The sequence below is a fragment of the Paenibacillus apii genome (assembly GCF_011043685.1).
In the GTDB taxonomy this organism is placed as follows: Bacteria; Bacillota; Bacilli; order Paenibacillales; family Paenibacillaceae; genus Paenibacillus_AQ; species Paenibacillus_AQ sabinae.
In genome coordinates, this window is the sequence record NZ_JAAKGU010000010.1 from 1 (window position 1) to 18,562 (window position 18,562).

General features: G+C 50.3%; 15 protein-coding genes. 7 read left to right on the forward strand and 8 right to left on the reverse strand.

The window, feature by feature from the left end; all coding sequences use genetic code 11:
- Positions 1-120: 120 nt before the first annotated feature.
- The 4 genes from G5B47_RS18865 to G5B47_RS18880 form a co-directional block, all read right to left on the reverse strand.
- On the reverse strand, positions 121-2,634 hold the full coding sequence (locus G5B47_RS18865) for a hypothetical protein (protein WP_165101360.1): 2,514 nt from the start codon (positions 2,632-2,634) through the stop codon (positions 121-123).
- A gap of 188 nt (positions 2,635-2,822) precedes the next feature.
- Positions 2,823-4,217, reverse strand: a complete 1,395-nt coding sequence (locus G5B47_RS18870) for a hypothetical protein (protein WP_165101363.1) — start codon at positions 4,215-4,217, stop codon at positions 2,823-2,825.
- Between the two features lie 470 nt (positions 4,218-4,687).
- A complete protein-coding gene (locus G5B47_RS18875; protein ID WP_235949893.1) occupies positions 4,688-4,936 on the reverse strand; it encodes a patatin-like phospholipase family protein in 249 nt (82 codons plus the stop codon).
- Between the two features lie 245 nt (positions 4,937-5,181).
- Complete coding sequence (locus G5B47_RS18880; RefSeq protein ID WP_165101366.1) at positions 5,182-7,863, reverse strand: adenosylcobalamin-dependent ribonucleoside-diphosphate reductase; 2,682 nt, start codon at positions 7,861-7,863, stop codon at positions 5,182-5,184.
- Positions 7,864-8,287: 424 nt separating this feature from the next.
- Between G5B47_RS18880 and G5B47_RS18885 the strand changes: the two genes are divergently transcribed.
- The 4 genes from G5B47_RS18885 (at position 8,288) to G5B47_RS25720 (ending at position 12,890) form a co-directional block, all read left to right on the forward strand.
- Entirely contained in the window at positions 8,288-10,030 is a 1,743-nt protein-coding gene (locus G5B47_RS18885) for a DEAD/DEAH box helicase (RefSeq protein ID WP_165101369.1), read from the forward strand.
- On the forward strand, positions 10,027-10,977 hold the full coding sequence (locus G5B47_RS18890; protein ID WP_165101372.1) for a YqhG family protein: 951 nt from the start codon (positions 10,027-10,029) through the stop codon (positions 10,975-10,977). The genes G5B47_RS18885 and G5B47_RS18890 overlap by 4 nt, the downstream gene beginning before the upstream one ends.
- Before the next feature lie 176 nt (positions 10,978-11,153).
- On the forward strand, positions 11,154-12,272 hold the full coding sequence (locus G5B47_RS18895; protein WP_165101375.1) for a hypothetical protein: 1,119 nt from the start codon (positions 11,154-11,156) through the stop codon (positions 12,270-12,272).
- 123 nt (positions 12,273-12,395) lie between these two features.
- Complete coding sequence (locus G5B47_RS25720) at positions 12,396-12,890, forward strand: DUF4830 domain-containing protein (protein ID WP_235949935.1); 495 nt, start codon at positions 12,396-12,398, stop codon at positions 12,888-12,890.
- An 89-nt stretch (positions 12,891-12,979) separates the two neighbouring features.
- Here G5B47_RS25720 and G5B47_RS18905 read toward each other — a convergent pair whose 3' ends face one another.
- Positions 12,980-13,168, reverse strand: a complete 189-nt coding sequence (locus G5B47_RS18905; RefSeq protein WP_165101378.1) for a YqzE family protein — start codon at positions 13,166-13,168, stop codon at positions 12,980-12,982.
- Between the two features lie 181 nt (positions 13,169-13,349).
- On the opposite strand from G5B47_RS18905, the gene G5B47_RS18910 reads away from it, so the two are divergent.
- Entirely contained in the window at positions 13,350-14,075 is a 726-nt protein-coding gene (locus tag G5B47_RS18910) for an N-acetylmuramoyl-L-alanine amidase (RefSeq protein WP_235949883.1), read from the forward strand.
- Here G5B47_RS18910 and G5B47_RS18915 read toward each other — a convergent pair.
- The gene (locus G5B47_RS18915) at positions 14,062-15,015 is read right to left on the reverse strand and encodes a divergent polysaccharide deacetylase family protein (RefSeq protein WP_165101381.1); all 954 of its coding nucleotides are present in this window, start codon (positions 15,013-15,015) and stop codon (positions 14,062-14,064) included. The genes G5B47_RS18910 and G5B47_RS18915 overlap by 14 nt on opposite strands.
- Before the next feature lie 174 nt (positions 15,016-15,189).
- On the opposite strand from G5B47_RS18915, the gene G5B47_RS18920 reads away from it, so the two are divergent.
- Complete coding sequence (locus G5B47_RS18920; RefSeq protein WP_328804594.1) at positions 15,190-15,588, forward strand: CHRD domain-containing protein; 399 nt, start codon at positions 15,190-15,192, stop codon at positions 15,586-15,588.
- A gap of 127 nt (positions 15,589-15,715) precedes the next feature.
- The gene (locus G5B47_RS18925) at positions 15,716-16,093 is read left to right on the forward strand and encodes a hypothetical protein (RefSeq protein WP_206107439.1); all 378 of its coding nucleotides are present in this window, start codon (positions 15,716-15,718) and stop codon (positions 16,091-16,093) included.
- Positions 16,094-16,217: 124 nt separating this feature from the next.
- Here G5B47_RS18925 and G5B47_RS18930 read toward each other — a convergent pair whose 3' ends face one another.
- Complete coding sequence (locus G5B47_RS18930) at positions 16,218-17,414, reverse strand: MalY/PatB family protein (RefSeq protein WP_165101387.1); 1,197 nt, start codon at positions 17,412-17,414, stop codon at positions 16,218-16,220.
- Entirely contained in the window at positions 17,411-18,538 is a 1,128-nt protein-coding gene (locus G5B47_RS18935; protein ID WP_165101390.1) for an iron-containing alcohol dehydrogenase family protein, read from the reverse strand. Before G5B47_RS18935 ends, G5B47_RS18930 begins: the two co-directional genes overlap by 4 nt.
- Positions 18,539-18,562: the final 24 nt, after the last annotated feature.

An 18,562-nucleotide genomic window follows, 5' to 3' on the forward strand; every position in this document is an offset into this window, starting at 1 on the left:
AGACCGTTCCAGATTGTGCACTAAAATAGCCGTTGTTAATTCACTCATGGGACACCCTCCTGGTAAAATAGTAGAAAACCCGGTTATCACAATGCCGGGCTTTCTGTATTAACTTTAAATTCACCACGCTATAATAGCTGCATTAATCAATCTTCCTGCTGTTGCATAAGCAGCTGGATCATCAGCCACTCCAATCCCCGTCGTGTTATCGACGTTTGTAAGGATCACAATTATTAATGCTCCACCGACATAAGCGATTGCGGCAATTTTCCCACTTTGTTTATCTTTCACCACAGAGGTGGCTTTCACTTTTTCACCTTCAACCTCTACCTCGTATTGTCTCCTATCGTTGCCTTTTAGCTTTTGAATTAATGGGTCAACATCTTTAGGATCCTGTGTGTCTTTGATTAATTTATAATATACCATTCCATCATCAGGCAGTACGTGGAATAATACAGCTTTGAATGGTGTTCCAGGAATAGTGCCGGTATCCGGTACAACCTTCCCGTCAGGGATCCAATTTGGTGGTTCCACAAGACCATCCACCGTTGTTATTCCTGTGGTTCCTTTTTTCACCGTCTTATTTTTGAAAGCATTTTGATAATATAAAATGTACTCATTCAATTGTCTTTGCGCTTTAAGATAGTATGCTCTGTTAGCTGGTGTATTATTGTGTGTTTTTAATTCAAAGAGGTAAGCCTCTCCTCCACTGTTCGGAGTATCGTCATCTACTCTTGCGGCATCTTCTACCAAGTCTGGTCTAAGGATTCGAACTGTCCGAGGTATTACAGTATTGGAGAATCTAGCAGGCGTCCCTTTATCCTTTGTAAACCTATCCTTAACCGCAGAATGAACCAATGTCCCAACTTTCATCCAATATACATAATCATAACTTTCAGAGGAGATTGACATTCTAGCGCTTGCTCTAGCGCTTGCTATACCCACCCTATCAGGATCTTTCAATTCGTAAGCAAGAAATTCAATACTGTTTGTGTTCATTAATAACCATACTTGGTCTGGATTGGTGCCTTTATCCCTAATATACATTATCATGTCTTCAATCACAGAATTAAGATTAATGATTGCATTTCCAATTTCTTCTGATAAGTATACCAATTCTGTTTTTGTGACATCACCTAAAACTTCCGAACCGGAAAATTCATCCACCTTATTATAGTAACCTTTTAATTTTTCTTTCCATTCTTCTGCCGCAAGTATGTTTGTTCTAATTTCCAACAAATCAGTTGTATCCCAATTATAACCAGAGGGGAGATCGAAAGAAGTACCTTCTGTACTTCCAAACCCTACTGTTGAAGGATCATCTATTACTTGATAATATCCGTCCTCGGTTCTAAACTTTCCCTCTAACAATTCTGTGCCATCAGAAATACCGTCTTGATCTGAATCGCTTTTTAAATGATTTGTTTTCACAACCTTAACTTGACCATTTGATATAATTCTAAACCCTGTTTGCTCTTGACTGTCTGTCAGACCATCTCCATCACTATCTTTGTAGCCTAAGTATGTAGAGGATTTAAGAAAGTAAGTTCCTGGTTGTAAAAATAAACTATTTTTATTACCTGGAACCATTTTCTTAAGCTCAACTCCGTTAGCATCTTCAAGGACTATTGTAATATTCGGTATGTTGTAGTACACAGAGGTAGGCTCTGTTAATTCAAATTTATAATAGTCGATATCAAATATAGAGGAAAAATCCGAGGTGCTGAACAGTTCCCAGTCTTCCAAAATATGGGCTCGATCCATTGAACCATCTGCATCCTGCTCAACCGTAATTCTCACATACGGAAAGTCAGAGCTAAGAGCGCTTGGTGAAATTTTTATATAATAAGTCGTTCCTCCGGTCAGTGTATAATCTACTTTTGAAATTAGACTACCGTCAATGTTACCTATACTGTTGTCATTCGACGCCAACTGATTCTGTAAATTCTTATCGCTAAATAATTGGATCCGTGTAGCCGGTTCCTCTTCCATTGTCGAACTGCCAACATAAGAAGTATAAAATCGGTACAGGCTTGTCGTAGGTGCGGTAAATGAATAATAGGAAACAACGTCACCTGGTAAATCGTATGTTGAGGTTGCACTCAAGTCTAGTTGATTAAACTTGCTAGGGTCGGGTACTTCAACACCATTACCGCTGCTTTCGGGTGTAGTCTTAACCTCAACACGTGTGATTTTGCTACCTAAACTAAACGTTGCACTCATTTCTTTAACCGCTTTGCTTGATATTGTTGCATTAGCAGTCTTTACCTCAACCGGATTATCATTACTATCAAACCCGGTAAATGTAGCGGTTACGTTCGTTGATGAATTTGTTCCATTTTCTATAACCGCAGTTGCTGAAATTGTAGTGTTGATATTTCTATAGGCAAATGATAAAAGATTTAAGTCTGTGGCAATTCCAATAGTCTTGAACACTACTCTGGAGATCTGTGAGCCAGCGTTCAATACAACACTGAATGATCCACTACCGCCAGATGAGGTATATGAGGTTGCAGATTTAGTTTCCACAGCTCTGTTGTTCACATCATATCCTGTTGCAACGATTCCTATTGTTTGACTTGTCACAGTTCCGTTTTCAACTGAGCCAGTAGCAATAATTTCCCCATTTTCCATTCGATAAGCTCTAGATAATAGCACGACATCCGAAGCCTGCCCGACTGCTTTTATTACTACACTGGTAATCTGTGATCCAGCGTCAAGGATAACGTTAAAGGATGCGCTTCCACCTGATGATGTATATGAACTTACCGTTTTAGTTTCGATAGCTTTGTTATTTACATCATATCCTGTAGCGACAATTCCTATTGATTGACTTGTACCAGTTCCGTTTTTACAGAGCCTGTAGCAATGACTTTCCCATTTTCTAATCGATCGGCTGCAGATAACAATACGATTTCTGAGGCCTGCCCAACTACCTCAACCACTACACTGGTAATCTGTGGCCCAGCATCAAGGACAACGCTGAATGATGCACTACCACCTGATGATGTATATGAGCTTATCGTTTTAGTTTCAATAGCTTTGTAATTTGCATCAAATCCTGTAGCAACGATTCCTATTGATTGACTTGTACCAGTTCCGTTTTCTACAGAGCCCGTAGCAATGACTTTCCCATTCTCTATTCGATCCCCAGCAGATAACAATACGATCTCAGACGCCTGGCCTGCTGCCTTTACCACTACACTACTAATCTGTGAACCCGCATCAAGAATAACGCTGAATGATGCGCTTCCACCAGACGATGTATACGAACTTATCGTTTTGGTCTCGATGGCTTTGTTATTTGCATCGTATCCTGTGGCGACAATTCCTACTGATTGACCAGTCTCAGTCCCATTTTCTACCGAACCAGTGACAATGACTTTCCCATTTTCCAGTCTATCCGCACTGGATAACAGCTCGATCTCATGGGCCTGTCCAACTGCCTTTACCACTACGCTGCTAATTTGTGAGCCTGCGTCAAGGATTACGCTAAGTGATGAGCTACCTCCCTTTGATGTATATGAACTCAAAGTTTTAGTTTCAATGGCTTTATTGTTAACATCATATCCTGTAGCGACAAATCCTACTGATTGACTCTCAACATTACTATTCGCTACAATACCGTAGACAGTAATTTTGCCTTCATTACTTTTCCAGCTATACGCAGATAGAAGTCTTATAGTTGGAGAGTCCGATACGACCCTCAGAATTCCAAAGTGATCAATTTTTTGCGTAGCTTCCGGGGAGTAACTCTTTTTAATAACAGTACTATTGGTAGGGTTAACCACCGTAGATTTGTTGCTTTCGATAATATTGTTATCTTTATCGTAAGCGCTGATTACAAAAACAGTATTGGCATTATAGTTATTAACCACGGTCAAAGATAAATCTAACGCGTCGATTGATTTAGTGATAACAACATCTTTAACCAGAGTACTCATGACATCCAATGGATTATTTCCATCTGTAGCGTCAGCTGCCATCTCAAAATTATAATTCCCATAGACTCCTGTAAACCCTGGCTGGAAACTCTTAAGAATACTTCCCGAAGTATTTATTGGCTCAAGATAGTTTGTATTTACTGCGAGAGTCTGAAGCGTGTTAGCATACACATCGTTAGTTACCGATGGGGAATATGTAGAACTAATAACCAATTCCTTTGAATAGTTCTCGAAGGATGTAATTGGTGTGGCTTTATATACGTTGGCATCCACTAGCGAATTCAGTGAGGAGAAGATAATAGAGATAATTAAAATGTACGAGATGGCTGTTTTGGAAAGTAGCTATTTAATAAGTATCCCTCCATATAAATTTTTTCTTGCTCAATTATCATATCAATTATTAGTTTTTATCCATTTTTGTAACCCCCCTCCAATCAAAGAGTTTATCACAAAATTTCAAAATATTCCCTGATATATTTTGTATACTTTTGTAAAAATATTTAAATTTCTTATTTGAATTGCGGATTAACTCGAAAATACAAATACTAATTATTCTTCGATCTCCACTATAAGAGCTAAGGTAAGAACTGATAGTTACCTTAAAAGTATCCAACCAAGATAGCTCATTAAGGAAGCGTGTTAACGACGCTGTTAAATTCCCCTTACAAACAAAACCTCCAAATCCTTCATCTGAGATCCCCTCCCTAAGCCTTAATTTTGAAGGTTTTTGCTCTTCCTTTAAGCTAATTTTCTTCAATCTTACAAAAAAAGAAAAAGAACCTCAGATTGAGATCCTTTTTTAAGAAAGCAGCTTTAATACCTGAAGCAAGTGCCAAGGCGATGATTCCACCAGTAGAAGTGCCACGGATGAGATTGAAATGATGGTGGATAGGTCCAAATTCATCCTCAAATTGCGAAAGTATTATAGCAGAGTAGAGACCTTTAATTCCTCCCCCATCTATCGCCAGAATCTTGTAACAGTTTGAATCCAAGTTGCTCCCCCCTTTAATACTACAAGCACAATTGACCTTGTGTATAAAAAAAGAACACAACAACATAAAGAAACATGTTGTCGTGTTCAAGGTGCAAGAAAATCGTTGTATATTCATGCGATTAATTAAATACAAATTCAATCATTAAACTAAATGAAACATATTTATCAATTAAACTGAAACATTTCTCACTTGAAATGAAAAATCACAACATAGTAGTGATATTGATTTATCCGTTCTTCAGCTTACCCACACCGGCTGTACCCGCAATTTCCGCAGGTTTTGCAGCCTTCGATGTTAATCAGCGAGGCGCTGCCGCAGGATGGGCACAGGTCGCGGGAAGCCGACGATGAGTGACTGTGCCCGTGTCCGCCGTGGCCTTGGTCGGCCTCAGCGGCCGGGGCTGCCGGAGCGACGCCGCCGGCCTTCAGCTCGGCATTCAGCGCGCTCTCGAAATCCTCGAGCGCGAGCGTTGCGGCAATCGGCGCCGGAGCGTGGTCTTCATGTGCGCTTTGCTGCACATGGGTTTCCAGCGCCTTCGCCACCGCGTCGGCTATGGACTCGACGCGGTTCGCGCCGAAGCCAATGGCGCCGGAGCCGCCGATGCCTTTGAGATGCTTGATCAGCAGCTCAACCTTCTCGCCGTGGTCTCCGTAGCGGAGGAACAGCGAGCAGACGCGGCCGAGCGCTTCCGCCATCGCGAACACGTCGGAGCCGGCCTTGCCGACGTTCAGGAAGATTTCGGCCGGCGTGCCGTTCAGGTCGTTGATGGTAATGTACGCCATGCCGAACGGCGTATTGATCTTGTATGTCGCGCCGCGCAGCACCTGCGGGCGTTTCTTGTACTGCTTGTCGACGACGCTTCCGGCGGCCTGCGCGGCTGGAGCCGGAGCAGGTGGAGCCACATTCACAGCCGGTGCAGCAGGAGCTTCCGCAGCCGCTTCGGCAGCGGGTTTAGCCGTCTCCTTCAGCGGAGCGTCCTTCTTGTCTTCCTTCTTCTCCGTCTGCAGCACCTGCGTATCGCGGCTGCCGTCGCGGTAGATCGTCACGCCTTTGCAGCCGAGGTCGAAGGCCAGCTCGTACAGTTCTTTCGTCTCTTCCACCGTAAAGTCGTTCGGGCAGTTCGCCGTCTTAGAGATGGAGCTGTCCACCCAGCGCTGAATCGCTGCCTGTACGCGGATATGATCCTTGGCGGACAGGTCCATGGAGGTTACGAAGTAGTCCGGCAGTTCTTCCCCCGGATGAGCTTCCAGATACTCCTCTGCAATCGGCACGAACTGTTCGTCGAAGCCGAGGCGGCTTTGACGGAAATATTTGAAGGCAAAGTACGGCTCGATTCCGGTCGATGTGCCGACCATCGTTCCTGTGCTGCCTGTCGGTGCTTGGGTAATGACCGTAACGTTGCGCATCCCCTGCTTCGAGACGGCTTCGCCGACCTCTGGATACACTTCAGTCATATTTTTCATAAAGCCGCTAAGCAGGTATTTCTCGGCGTCGAACGCCTGGAAAGAACCTTTCTCTGCCGCGATTCCGGCTGAGGCCAGATAAGCTTCGCGTGCCATAAAGCCGTACAGCTTGTCCAGGAATTCCAGCGATTCAGGGCTGCCGTACCGGATGTTCAGCTTGATCATCAGCTCGGCCAGACCCATTGTTCCAAGACCTACGCGGCGCTCTTTTTTCTGATTGGCTTCGTTCTCCGGGAAATGATACGGCGTCTTGTCGATAACATTATCCAGGAAGCGCACGGAATAGCGGGTTGTCGTCGCCAGATCATCCCAAGCGACATCATGCTTCTCCTCGTCGTAGAACTTGGAGAGGTTGATCGCGGACAGGTTGCAGACGCCCCAGCCCGGCAGCCCTTGCTCGCCGCACGGATTCGTACAAATGATCGGGTTGAAGTACCAGCTGTTGGACATCTGGTTGTAGTATTCCATGAAGACGACGCCCGGCTCCGCCGATTTCCACGCGGATTCAATTATGGTATGCCAGATCTCCCGCGCTTTGACGGTGCGGTAATGGTTGACCTTGCGGCCGGCCGCCTTCCATTTATCCAGATCACCGTCCCAGACTTCGTTATAGTCCGGCTCCGTCGTATCCGGGAAGACGAGATCCCAGTCGAGATCCTCTTTGACCGCCTTCATAAAGGCGTTGCTGACGCAAACCGACAGGTTGGCGTTTGTCACCTGGCCCATCGTCTGTTTGACGGTAATGAAATCGGCCACGTCCGGATGCCAGTCGTTGATCATCAGCATCAGCGCGCCGCGGCGGCTGCCGCCCTGCTCGATCAGGCCCGTCGTATAGCTGAACAGACCGCCCCAGGATACCGCTCCGCTCGAAGAGCCGTTAACACCCTTGACCACAGCACGGCGCGGACGCAGCGAGGACAGGTTAATGCCGACACCGCCGCCGCGAGCCATAATTTCCGTCATCTCGGACAACGTCTCCATAATGCCGCCACGGCTGTCTTTTGGCGAAGGAATGACATAGCAGTTGAACAGCGTCAGTTCGTCGCTCGCACCCGCTCCGGCCGCGATCCGCCCCCCTGGAACAAGCTTCCAGTCATCCAGAATGCTGCGGAATTTATCCGTCCATTCGCGCTGCAGCTCCGGCGTCTTCTCCACGGAAGCCATGGCTCCCGCCAGGCGGTCCCACATTTCTTCCGGTGTTTTTTCAATATTAAGCGTGAGCTTCTCCACATCGGATTTCACCAGCTCGCCGCTTCGCGTCTTGACCGTTACCGTCCGGCCGCTGCGCTCCACGATTTCTCCAACTTCCTTGGTCGGGAACTTCGGGTCATCCTTCGTCAGTACCAGGACCACGTCGCCCACCTTGGCATTATTTGTATCGGCATCCTTCCAGGCATAGCGGTCCAAAAAGATTTTCTCGCTTAGCCCCTCCAGCTGCTGCTTGCGCTTCACTGTACTCAATATAAACAACCTCCCGTAAGTATGATTCGTATTCCGATGTATGTGTCAGGCGGGTTTTCATTTTGTCACCCACAACATGAGCTTCCCTGCCACCATCGTGGCGGCTTTGTAGGCACTCCCGGAAGTTCATCTTGTCAATTACAAATAACCGCTTCTTTTCGGAATAAAACGGCTTTTACCGCATTTGTCACAATATATTGTGTGAAGCGGCCTTTAAACTATACCATATATTGTAGAAAGAGTCTTTGGCGAAATACGGCTGACCATGCCGAAAAATCGCGGCGGATGCCCCTGTTTTCTCCCTGATTCTCTCGTTATTAAAGGCAGACTTCAAAAATAGCAGTTATGAATTCTCTCTTTTGCGCGCATACTACTTATACAATTCACTATGTAAACTTTAGGCCCGCAGGAGGAGACCGCTCTCATGACTCACGTACCCCGCAATAACCCTGAGCAAGAACCAGGTGAGGCTTCCGTTCTCCCCGTGCCTATTTCCTTCGAACGTGAATGGCTGCAGGATCTGGAGTCCCGGCTGGACAAAGGCGGTCCCTGGGGAGACTGGAGGCTGTCCCGGCTGGCAATGGAAGGCGAGGCTTCCGGACTTGTGGAGAGCTTCGAGGAGCTGCAGTGCATGAAGCATCTGGCTTCGCTGTCTCCTCTGCCCCATCAAATCGACACGGCGCAAAAGGTGCTGTTTGAGATGTCGGGACGCGCGATTCTGGCGGACGAGGTCGGCCTTGGCAAGACGATCGAAGCGGGGCTCGTGCTGAAGGAATATCTGGTGCGCGGGCTGGTCTCCAAGGTGCTCATTCTCGTTCCCGCATCGCTGGTGCTTCAGTGGGTACGCGAGCTTAATACGAAGTTCGGCATATCGGCCGTGGCGCAAAAAAAAGCCTACTCCTGGGACAACGACATCGTGGTCGCGTCCATGGATACGGCCAAGCGCGATCCCCACAAGGACCGGCTGATCTCGGGCGAATACGACATGCTGATCATCGACGAAGCCCATAAGCTCAAGAACAAGAAGACGACCAACTACCAATTCGTCCAGCAGCTGCGCAAAAAATACTGCCTGCTCCTCACCGCGACACCGGTGCAGAACGATCTTGGGGAGCTCTTCAATCTCATTACGCTGCTGAAGCCGGGCCAGCTTGGAAATCAGGGGGATTTTGCCGCCAATTTCGTGGTGGACAAGCGCGTGGCCAAGAATGAAGAGCAGCTCAAGGGCGAGTTATCCAAAGTAATGATCCGCAATCGCCGGGGCGAGGGTCCGGTGGCTTTTACGAAGCGGAAGGTGCGGAACGTCCCGCTTACGCTTTCAACCGAAGAACAAACATTATATGACGGAGTCACTTCCTTTGTCAAAGATCAGTATCAGGAGTCGGGCGGGAACCTCAGCAGCATGCTGTCGCTCGTCACCCTGCAGCGGGAGGTGTGCAGCAGCCGGGACGCGGTGTTCGTCACCCTGGTGAATCTGACGAAAAAGCTTCCTGAGGACTCGCCGCGCCGGGACCGGATGATCGAGCTCCTCCAAATGATCCGAACGGTAAAAGCGAATACGAAGGCGGAGAAGACGATATCACTCATCAAAGAGATGAACGATAAAGTAATCGTATTCACCGAATACCGGGCGACGCAGGAATATTTACTGCAATATTTTCGGGAGCACGGCATCCACTCTGTCCCTTATTCAGGTGGCATGAACCGCGGCAAAAAAGACTGGATGATGGACCTGTTCCGCGGCCGCGCCCAGGTGATGATCGCTACCGAAGCGGGCGGCGAGGGCATCAACTTGCAGTTCTGCCACCATATGATCAATTTCGATCTTCCGTGGAACCCGATGCGGGTTGAGCAGCGGATCGGCCGGGTGCACCGGCTGGGGCAGCAGAATGATGTCCTCATTCACAACCTCTCCACCACCGGCACGATTGAGGAGCATATTCTCCACCTGCTTCATGAAAAAATCAACCTGTTCGAGACGGTGATCGGCGGTCTGGATACGATTCTGGAACGCTTTGAGAAGAAAGAGTCGCTGGAAAAAAGCCTCTACAAAATCATGCTTGAGGCTGCAAGCGACGAGGAAATCCGCAGCAAAGTGGACCATCTCGGTCAGACGCTGGCGGATCTGAAGGACGGAATGCTCAGTGAAAGCGAGGCCGCGCCATGACCATGACCCCTCAGCAGGTGCAGAAGCATGTAATGGACTATCTGGAAGCGACGGAATGCCAGATTATCGAAAAATCGCCCGCTCACGTGACCGTGAAGCTGTCCCCCCGGGCCGATCAAATGCTGACTGACCGGCCGTATTACTGGGGATTTGTCGAGCGGACCGGTGCAGAGCCGCAGACGCTGTCCTTCACCTTCGTGTTCGACCCCGAGAAATACGACGCGGCGAATAACGGCGCCGCCACAGAAGGTGCCGGGAACCCGCCGACCGTCGCAGGACCGAATGACGGCATCCTCTCGCGCTACTTCGGAGTGGCGCCGATGCTGCCGCGTCTTGGTCCCGGCCTGATCCGCCGGGAGGACGTCACTTACGGCAGCAGACGGCTGCGCCAGATCTGGAGCGCGGCGCAGACCGAGGGCAAATGCCTGCATTTGTTCGAGGTCCCGGGAAGCCTTCAGCGAAAGACGCTCTTCTCGGCTGCTTACGAGCCGTGGCTTGCCGTCTGCTTCAAGGTCGAGCTCAGCTGCGATTTGAAGCGGGAGGAACTGCATTTTATCGGCATATCCCTGCTTACCGGGGAAGTCCGGGAGAACTTCGGGTCCAGGCTGAATTCCATGGAGCTGTCTCCCCGGCTCCCGGAGAACGTCCATATCCAGCCTTATGAGCTCTCCCTCGTCAAGGGAGCCGATCTGCTGGAGCGCCGGATCGTCTCGAAGCTGTCCGGCCAGGATTACGGCTGGGCCGAAGCGGCGAGACGGCGCCTGCAAAGCGAGTTGGAAATCATAGACGCCTACTACGGCGAGCTGCTGAAAGAACCCGACGAGGAAAAGCGCCTTGCCGTGGAAGAGCAGTATAACAGCCGCCGAAAGGAAACGGTTTGGCAGTATGAGCCGCATATTTCCGTTTCCCCTGTCATTTATGGACTGTTTCATCTCCGAAAGCAGTAGGAAGCGACCCGGCTCGCTAAAAGCGGCCAAAAAAAGCGCAGACGTCCGCCCGGGAGCGCGACAGCTTGCAACATCCTTTTCAGCGTTTGTCCGCTACAATTTAAGAAGTGAACCTGAAGCAGCGGCATTAAAACAATATTCGGAGCCATTTAGAAAGACAGGTGAATAAAACGCTAATGGATAATCTAAGCAGAATGAGGCGGATCGCTTCGGCGCTGCGCGTCAGCTTTCTCTTGATTGTTGCCCTTCTTCTAACGGCGGCCTTTCCCGAATTTCCCTTGGGGCCGCCAGGGAAAGGCGCTCAAGCCGTCAGATTAACAGACCAATCAGCGCAAGGAGCGGCCGCCTTCCGGGCTGTCGGAACGGTTGACGCAATGGGCGGGACGAGCAGCTCTGCCGCTTCCGCCCTATCCCCGCTTCCTAAGCGGCAGCAGGATATGTCCGTTCCGGAGTCGCTGAAGGATTTTGTCCGCAAAGCGGTGGACAAGCTTGCCGGTGAGGCGCCGTTCAAAGAATGGAAGACGGCAGAGCAAACGATCGGTCCGCTGGGTCCCGGCACCCACAGCTGGCTCGTTAACTTCTTCAGCGACGATCAGCGGATCGGCTATATGATTATTACCGCCTCGGACAACGGGGAATATACATTGAGCGAATACGGAGCGGGTACCGATGAAAGCCTCCCCTACTCCGTAAGCGAGCTGCGCCGGTTCCTGGCGCAGAAAGGCCTTATTCATTCTTCCGACAATATCATTGAACCGTTTCCGCTTTATGCACCGCTTCTGCCTTATTGGAAAGTAACATTGAACGGCCAAACGCTGTACTTGAACGCCATCGTTCCGGAGATTCTTCCCTGGGACAAAAGCAAGGCTGAAGCGGTCGCCGGACGCGCTCAATCGGCCCGGCCTTACGGCTTATTGTCATCCGCGCTGCCGGATTCCACCGTCAAGCCGATATTCCGGAGCGGACAAGCCGGGGACCCGTACGACAATTTGCTGTGGCTGACATCCCCGAAGCTTACCCGGCTTACAGCCGGAGAATTTGCCAAGCTGCTTCACCGGGAGCAAGGACTTGTGTTCCGGTCCAGTTCCGGAGCGAACGACACCGTAGGCGCCCCGCTGATGATCTCGGGCTACCAGCTGTGGACCAGACCGGATGCCGCAGGCAGCATCCCCATAGCATATGCCGCTTCAGGCATGGGCGGACAGCGCTTCCTTCCGCTTGACGCCCTTCAGCAAAGCGGCCAGTTCCAGGTCTATATCTCCGATGACGGTCAACCAGCAAGTCCAAGGCGGTAAGCAAGCCGATAAAGCCCCATTCCTCCGATTTTGGAGAGATGGGGCTTTTTTACAGATAAATGCAACAATATCTTCGAACCATACGTTTAGACAGTAATCACCGAGGCTCGACGGGAGGATTTGATGAAAAGATCATTAATTGCAGCTCTCATCCTCGCTCTCGTGATGCTGAACCTTGCCGGCTGCGGCAAAGAGATCTCGAGGGATGAAAATACAGCGAAGCAATACATTACGGCGCAAGGCTATAAAATCACTTCCAGCAAAGGTGAAGTGTCCAGCTATATTTTGGACAAAGGAAAGCTGATCGGCAGTACAGAATCGACACCCTATCGGCAGGCATGGGGCGTTCAAAAGGCACAACCTGATGCGTTTTTTGGAAAACGGATCACCATTTATAGATTTACAGTCTCTAATCATCCGCTGGAACAAAAGTATAAGTCAAAGACCAACGTGTATATCATGCTTTGCGAAGGCCGGATGATCGGCGGCTATTCTTTTCCCGATATCGCTGGTCTGTTAGGCGCGCCCTACTCCTTGAATGGTTTAACTTTGGAAGAAGTAACGGGGCTCGGTTACCAAGAATGGCTTCGTCATTGGGAGAAGAAATACGGGGATTAACGCAAAAACGCACGTACGTGTGCGAACGATAAAATATGACGCGCAAACCTGCTCTCTGATTTGCGCGCCATTTCACCTGCCGCTTTTGTTTACCTCTTGTCTCTAACCTTTCGGCTGCTGCGCCAAATGGACAAGCCGACCGGCAGCATACCGAACCATCTTTGGCTCCAGGGCTGTTTGCCGGCGCGGCTGCGGCCGCGGCTTTCACGCGGGCTTTCCATGTATACGACCACTTTTTCAGTTATATATTTGACCAGATCTTCACCGTCCGAGGCCATTGCACTCACCTCCTCCTGTCTTCCTCTCCTTATTGATTAGTCTGCACCGTTTCTCCCTCCCCTAAACGGGCTTCATCCGCATAAATCGGTCTTATCGTGCACAATCTAACCCAAAAAAGAACAGTGCTGAAGCAAGCTTTACCGCTTTCGGCTTCAAGATTGCACAGGGGAGGTTGATCTCTTGATTCTGTATACCAAATGGAGAGAATCGGCAAGAGGGGTACTGGTCCTGCTTATGGCCGGAACCCTGCTGGCCGGCAGTACCAAGGCGTTCGCCGCCACACCGGAGGAACGGCCTGAACAGCATCAGTCCCTGATTGGGCATGGTCACCGCATCGTCCTGATTGATGCCGGTCACGGGGGCATTGATGGAGGAACCTCACACGGCGATATTCTGGAAAAAGACCTGACGCTTGCCATATCCCGCAAGCTATTCATGCTGCTGAGAGCGGACGGATTCGACACGATCCTGAACCGGTTCGGCGATTATGCGCCCAGCGAGGAGAATTTGTGGCTTCGCAGCCGTTCCCGGCATATGCGCGATCTCGCCCAGCGCAAAGAATTGGCCGAGACGCTGCCCGCAGCTGTCGTCGTAAGTGTTCATATCAATTGGGCGCGTTCTTCCTCGAAGCATGGGCCGATTGTGCTGTATCGCCAGGAAGGACGGAGCTTTATGCTGGCCAAATCGATCCAGGACCAGCTGAACGGGCTTTACGGGGTAGAGCTCGACAGCCAGCCCGGGAAGCCGTTTTATCTTCTTAACAAAATAACCGCCCCCACGGTTATCGTGGAGGCGGGCTTTATCAGCAGCCCGGTTGACCGGGCCATGCTGACCTCTTCAAGGGGCCAGGAAAAGATCGCCGAAGCAATCTCGGAAGGCATTGCCACTTATCTTATGGAATTGTAGGCTCCGGGTTCCAGTTCCACTCTTTCTTCACCAGATCGGAAATTCCGATGAACTGAACATGATTCTTTAATTCCTTAATGCCGCCGCGGATTCCTGCGGCGGTCTCTTTGCCTTGGATGCCGACATGGCCGATCGTGACACAATAGTGGTCATCGAGCGCCCTTTTTCCCGCCAATTGCAGCTGACGGGTGACGTGACGTGCTGTATGCGCGTCGTCCAGGAAGACATGATTCTCCACTCGCGGCAGTCCCATTTGTTCGGCCACCCGGCCGGCTACCGAACGGTAATTGGTGTGGCTGTCCACAAAGAACAGCCCCCGCTCCTTGCAGACGGATAGTACGGCGCGCATGACCCGCTCGTCTCCGGTAACTTTGGAGCCCATATGATTGTTGATGCCGATCGCATAAGGCACTTCGTCAATCGCCGCTTCGACACTCTTGCGGATTTCTTCATCGCTCATATCCGATCTTATCACACCCGGACCGAGCCATTCCCGCTTGCCGTTTCGAGGTTCCATCGGCAAATGCACCAGCACGTCGAAGCCCCGTTCATGGGCACGCCGGGCGTCCGCTTCAGAGGTCGACAGAAACGGCATCACCGCGACCGTCAGCTTGATCGGCAGTTCGAGCATCTCTTCTGTTCCCCGCATGTTGTTTCCGAAATCGTCGATGATAACGGCAACACTAGGATGTCCGCCTTCGGCCGTCGGTCCGGCTGGCACCAGAGTATTCGTCTTCACCCGGCCGGGCAGGATCTGCCGATTATTAAACGAATAATCACGCGTTTGATCAGCTGCTTTGCCGTGTCCCGCGGATTCATATTTCTGCCAGGCTGCTGCATTTCCATTACCGCCGACAATTGCTAGGCTTATTATCAGAACTACCAGGGCGGCCGATTTCGAGCCAATCCTGTTCGGCTGACGCAAATGATTCTTGTTCATGAATTCATCTCCCTCGCCAGTATGGGTATACAGTCATTGTTTGATGACGGAGGAAATTTTATGTGGGGCGGACGGCAGTCAACAATTGTCAGCTCCTAGGCCTGTGAACAAGTCACTCTCCCTCAACCGGAATAAGATATCCCATGTATTCCGAAAGGAGAGAGTATCATGAGCATATTCAGAGCTTTTTTATCTGGCAGAGAAGAGGTACCGCCAGTCCGGACACAAGCTTTCGGAACCGCTACGTTCAGACTAAGCCGTGACGGCAAGAGATTGGCGTTCGTTCTTGTCGTAAGAAACATTTCCCGGTTCACTCAAGCCCATATCCATCTGGGGAGAAGAGGCCAGAACGGTCCTGTTGTCGCATTCTTGTTCGGGCCAAACAAGTTTGGCATCTCTGTAAGAAGAGGGGTTGTGCGGGGAACCCTTACTGCGGCGGATTTAGTCGGGCCTCTGCGTGGGAAGACACTAAGATCCTTAGTCGAAGAAATCAAACGCGGCAACACTTACGCGAATGTCCACACGATACAGCATCCGGACGGAGAAATCCGCGGACAAATCAAAAAAGCGTAGTCACCTATATTCGACCATGATGAACGCAAAAGGCTCCCTTCACTAGGGGGCTTTTTCGTATTTTCTCTGAGAGTAACATTTCCCGGAATGGGCGAATATCATGACGTTGTAAAGGAGGGATAGGCAAATGATCAATCCAAATCCAGCATATCCTAATCAAAGTAAGGCAGCTTACCCAATGGGGGGCGATGTGAAAACACTAGGTCAACGGTATATGAATTACCATGTCATTGCACAGACGAGAGACGGGTCACAGTTTGATGGAATTATCGATGGGATGGACGACGATGGCATCACGATGTTAGTTCCTGAGGAGATTGATGCCGCAGAACGGGAAAATGATAATACTTACAGAGCATTTGGCTATGGTCCAAGGAGATTTCGCCGGTTTCGCCGACAACGGTTCCCATTTTTCTTCTTTGCATTTCCATTTTTCACACCTTATCCATACTACTATCCTTATTACCCTTACTATCCTGGGTATGGGTACGGTGGAGGATATTAATAGGTCAACTCTTCCGCCCTGGTTATCAGCCATATTTTGAAAAAAAATCGGGCACTCCCACATCTGCAGAGATGTTAGGGGTGTCCGATTCTGTAATTGCTTTGAGCAAAAAGATGTTGACCGGCTATCCCTGCCGTACCGGCGAGTGAACTGCATACTCAAGCCTCTTCAGGGCTTCTTCCACGGTCGAACGTTGACAGCCGATGTTGATCCGGACGAATCCGTCTCCTTCTTTGCCAAAAGTATATCCCTGATTGAACCAAAGCTTCGCCTCGTGCAGCAAAAAATGTTCCAGTTCCTGATTACCAAGACCGAGCGAACGGCAGTCGAGCCAGAGGAAATAGGTCCCTTCCGGATTGTACACCTTCAGCTGTGGCAGTCTGGCTTCAATAAATTCGACCGCATACTGCCGGTTTCCATCTATGTAGGACATCAACTGATCCAGCCATTCCTCCCCATGCCTATATGCCGCTTCACAGGCCGCTGCGCCGAATATGTTATGACTCTTTTGCGCCACTTGCTCATTTGCTGCATCATACCGGCGTCTCAATTCATCATTTGGAATGATGATATTGGATGTGGAGAGACCTGCCAAATTGAACGTTTTGCTTGGAGCCGTGCATACAACCGTATTCTGTGCAAATGCCTCCGAGATGGATGCAAACGGAACATGACGGTGCGGCTTGAACAGCAGATCGGAATGAATTTCGTCAGATATGACGACAACGCCATGCTTCAAGCACAGCTCACCCATGACCCGAAGCTCATCTTCCGTGAACACCCTTCCGACAGGGTTATGCGGATTACATAGAATAAATAGCTTAACCCTGCCGCTGCCTACCTTGTCTGCAAAGTCGGCGAGATCGGGAACGTAGCGTCCCCCTTCCAGCTTCAGCGGATTAAGGATGGTCTTGCAATCATTCATGCTGATGGCACGAAAGAAAGGGGGGTAAACTGGAGGCTGGATGAGAATGCCGTCTCCCGGTTTGGTGAAGGCGCGGACGGCAGTGAACAAAGCATTGACCACGCCCGGGCTATGGGTAATCCACTTCTTATCCACCTGCCATCCGTGCCGTTTAAGATTCCAATCGATAATCGCATCATAATAGCCCTCGGAACGAGCTGTGTACCCGTATATGCCATGCTGTGCTCTATCCAGGATCGCAGCCTTAACCTCGGGAACGGTCTCGAAATCCATGTCGGCCACCCACATGGGCAGAGCATCCTCTACTCCTACCGATTCCTTGATATAGTTCCACTTGGCAGACAAGGTATTGTTCCTGTCAACCGGCTTGTCAAAGTCAAAGCGCGGCCGGGTCATACGGCCTGTGCCTGCCTTAAAGCATTCTGCTCCTGCTCTGCAATGCGTTGTCCGGTTAGGTCGGTGTTCAGGATGGCCTGCTCCAGAAGCTCCGCATTGACCTTGAAGGGAAGCGCGGCCGCTGCTTGTTCGTCAAGGGAAACGCCGCCTGCTACCAGTGCCGCTTTTTCCCGGAAGCTGTCCTTAAATCCAAGCTCGCGCAAGGTCATCGGCTGTCTTAGAGCATGCAGCAGGTGGGCGACAGTATCAATCTTGGTCTGGCTGTACCCTTCCAGATACAGCTGCACGACCAGACCGAACGCTACCTTCTCGCCATGCAGCCGGATATGCGTCTCATGCTGCTTGGTCAGGCTGTTGTTAATGGCATGCGCAATATAAGCTCGCGGTCTGCCGCTGCTCAAGCTGCCAGCCTGGCCTGCCAGAAAAATGATCGTATTGGTTACCTCGGTTATAGCATCCGTAACCTCCCCGCGGCCAGACGCCAGATATGCGTCGATAGAGAGCTCCTCCAGAATGTCCAGCGCCAGCTTGGAGGTCGCCAGTCCCGCTCTGGCGTGAATGCTGCCCGGTCCTTTTCCCACATTGGGCGCGGCTTCATACCATTTGACGAGCGTGTCGGCAATCCCGGCCGCTATATAGCGTGGCGGCGCAGCCGCCAATATTGCCGTGTCGGACAATACCGCCTTCGGTGATCTCTCCAGCACGATTCCGCCTGTCTGGGTGCCTTGACGGGTATAGATAACGGACAGGGCCGACCATGCGGCGCAGGTAGCCGCGATGGTCGGCACCGTCACAACCGGGAGGCTCAGTTTATCACCCACCGCCTTGATGGTATCCAGAATTTTGCCGCCGCCAATCCCAATGAGCACATCGGATGCCGAAGCTTGCACCGACGCCCCAAGAATATCGATATCTTCCAGGGTACAGTAGCCTTCATACACTTGAATCTCATAAACAATGCCGCTTTCGTCCAGACTTTTCAGTAACGGCTCACCGGCGACGGACAAAGCCGTCTTTCCCGCCAGTATCCAAGCCCGCTGGCCGATGGGGGCAATAATCTCGCCTCCCTTTGCGAGAATTCCCGGTTCGTTCCAGTACTTCTCCGGAGCCTTTGCCAAGATCATATTCATTCTCTCCCTTCAATAATA

What these genes read in the sequence shown, in the direction of transcription:
- G5B47_RS18865 (WP_165101360.1), bottom strand. Translation starts at nt 2,634, where the DNA reads ATGGAAAATGGGGAAATTATTGCTACTGGCTCAGTTGAAAACGGAACT.
- G5B47_RS18885 (WP_165101369.1), top strand. Translation starts at nt 8,288, where the DNA reads ATGACTCACGTACCCCGCAATAACCCTGAGCAAGAACCAGGTGAGGCT.
- G5B47_RS18890 (WP_165101372.1), top strand. Translation starts at nt 10,027, where the DNA reads ATGACCATGACCCCTCAGCAGGTGCAGAAGCATGTAATGGACTATCTG.
- G5B47_RS18895 (WP_165101375.1), top strand. Translation starts at nt 11,154, where the DNA reads ATGGATAATCTAAGCAGAATGAGGCGGATCGCTTCGGCGCTGCGCGTC.
- G5B47_RS25720 (WP_235949935.1), top strand. Translation starts at nt 12,396, where the DNA reads ATGAAAAGATCATTAATTGCAGCTCTCATCCTCGCTCTCGTGATGCTG.
- G5B47_RS18905 (WP_165101378.1), bottom strand. Translation starts at nt 13,168, where the DNA reads ATGGCCTCGGACGGTGAAGATCTGGTCAAATATATAACTGAAAAAGTG.
- G5B47_RS18915 (WP_165101381.1), bottom strand. Translation starts at nt 15,015, where the DNA reads ATGAACAAGAATCATTTGCGTCAGCCGAACAGGATTGGCTCGAAATCG.
- G5B47_RS18925 (WP_206107439.1), top strand. Translation starts at nt 15,716, where the DNA reads ATGATCAATCCAAATCCAGCATATCCTAATCAAAGTAAGGCAGCTTAC.
- G5B47_RS18930 (WP_165101387.1), bottom strand. Translation starts at nt 17,414, where the DNA reads ATGACCCGGCCGCGCTTTGACTTTGACAAGCCGGTTGACAGGAACAAT.
- G5B47_RS18935 (WP_165101390.1), bottom strand. Translation starts at nt 18,538, where the DNA reads ATGATCTTGGCAAAGGCTCCGGAGAAGTACTGGAACGAACCGGGAATT.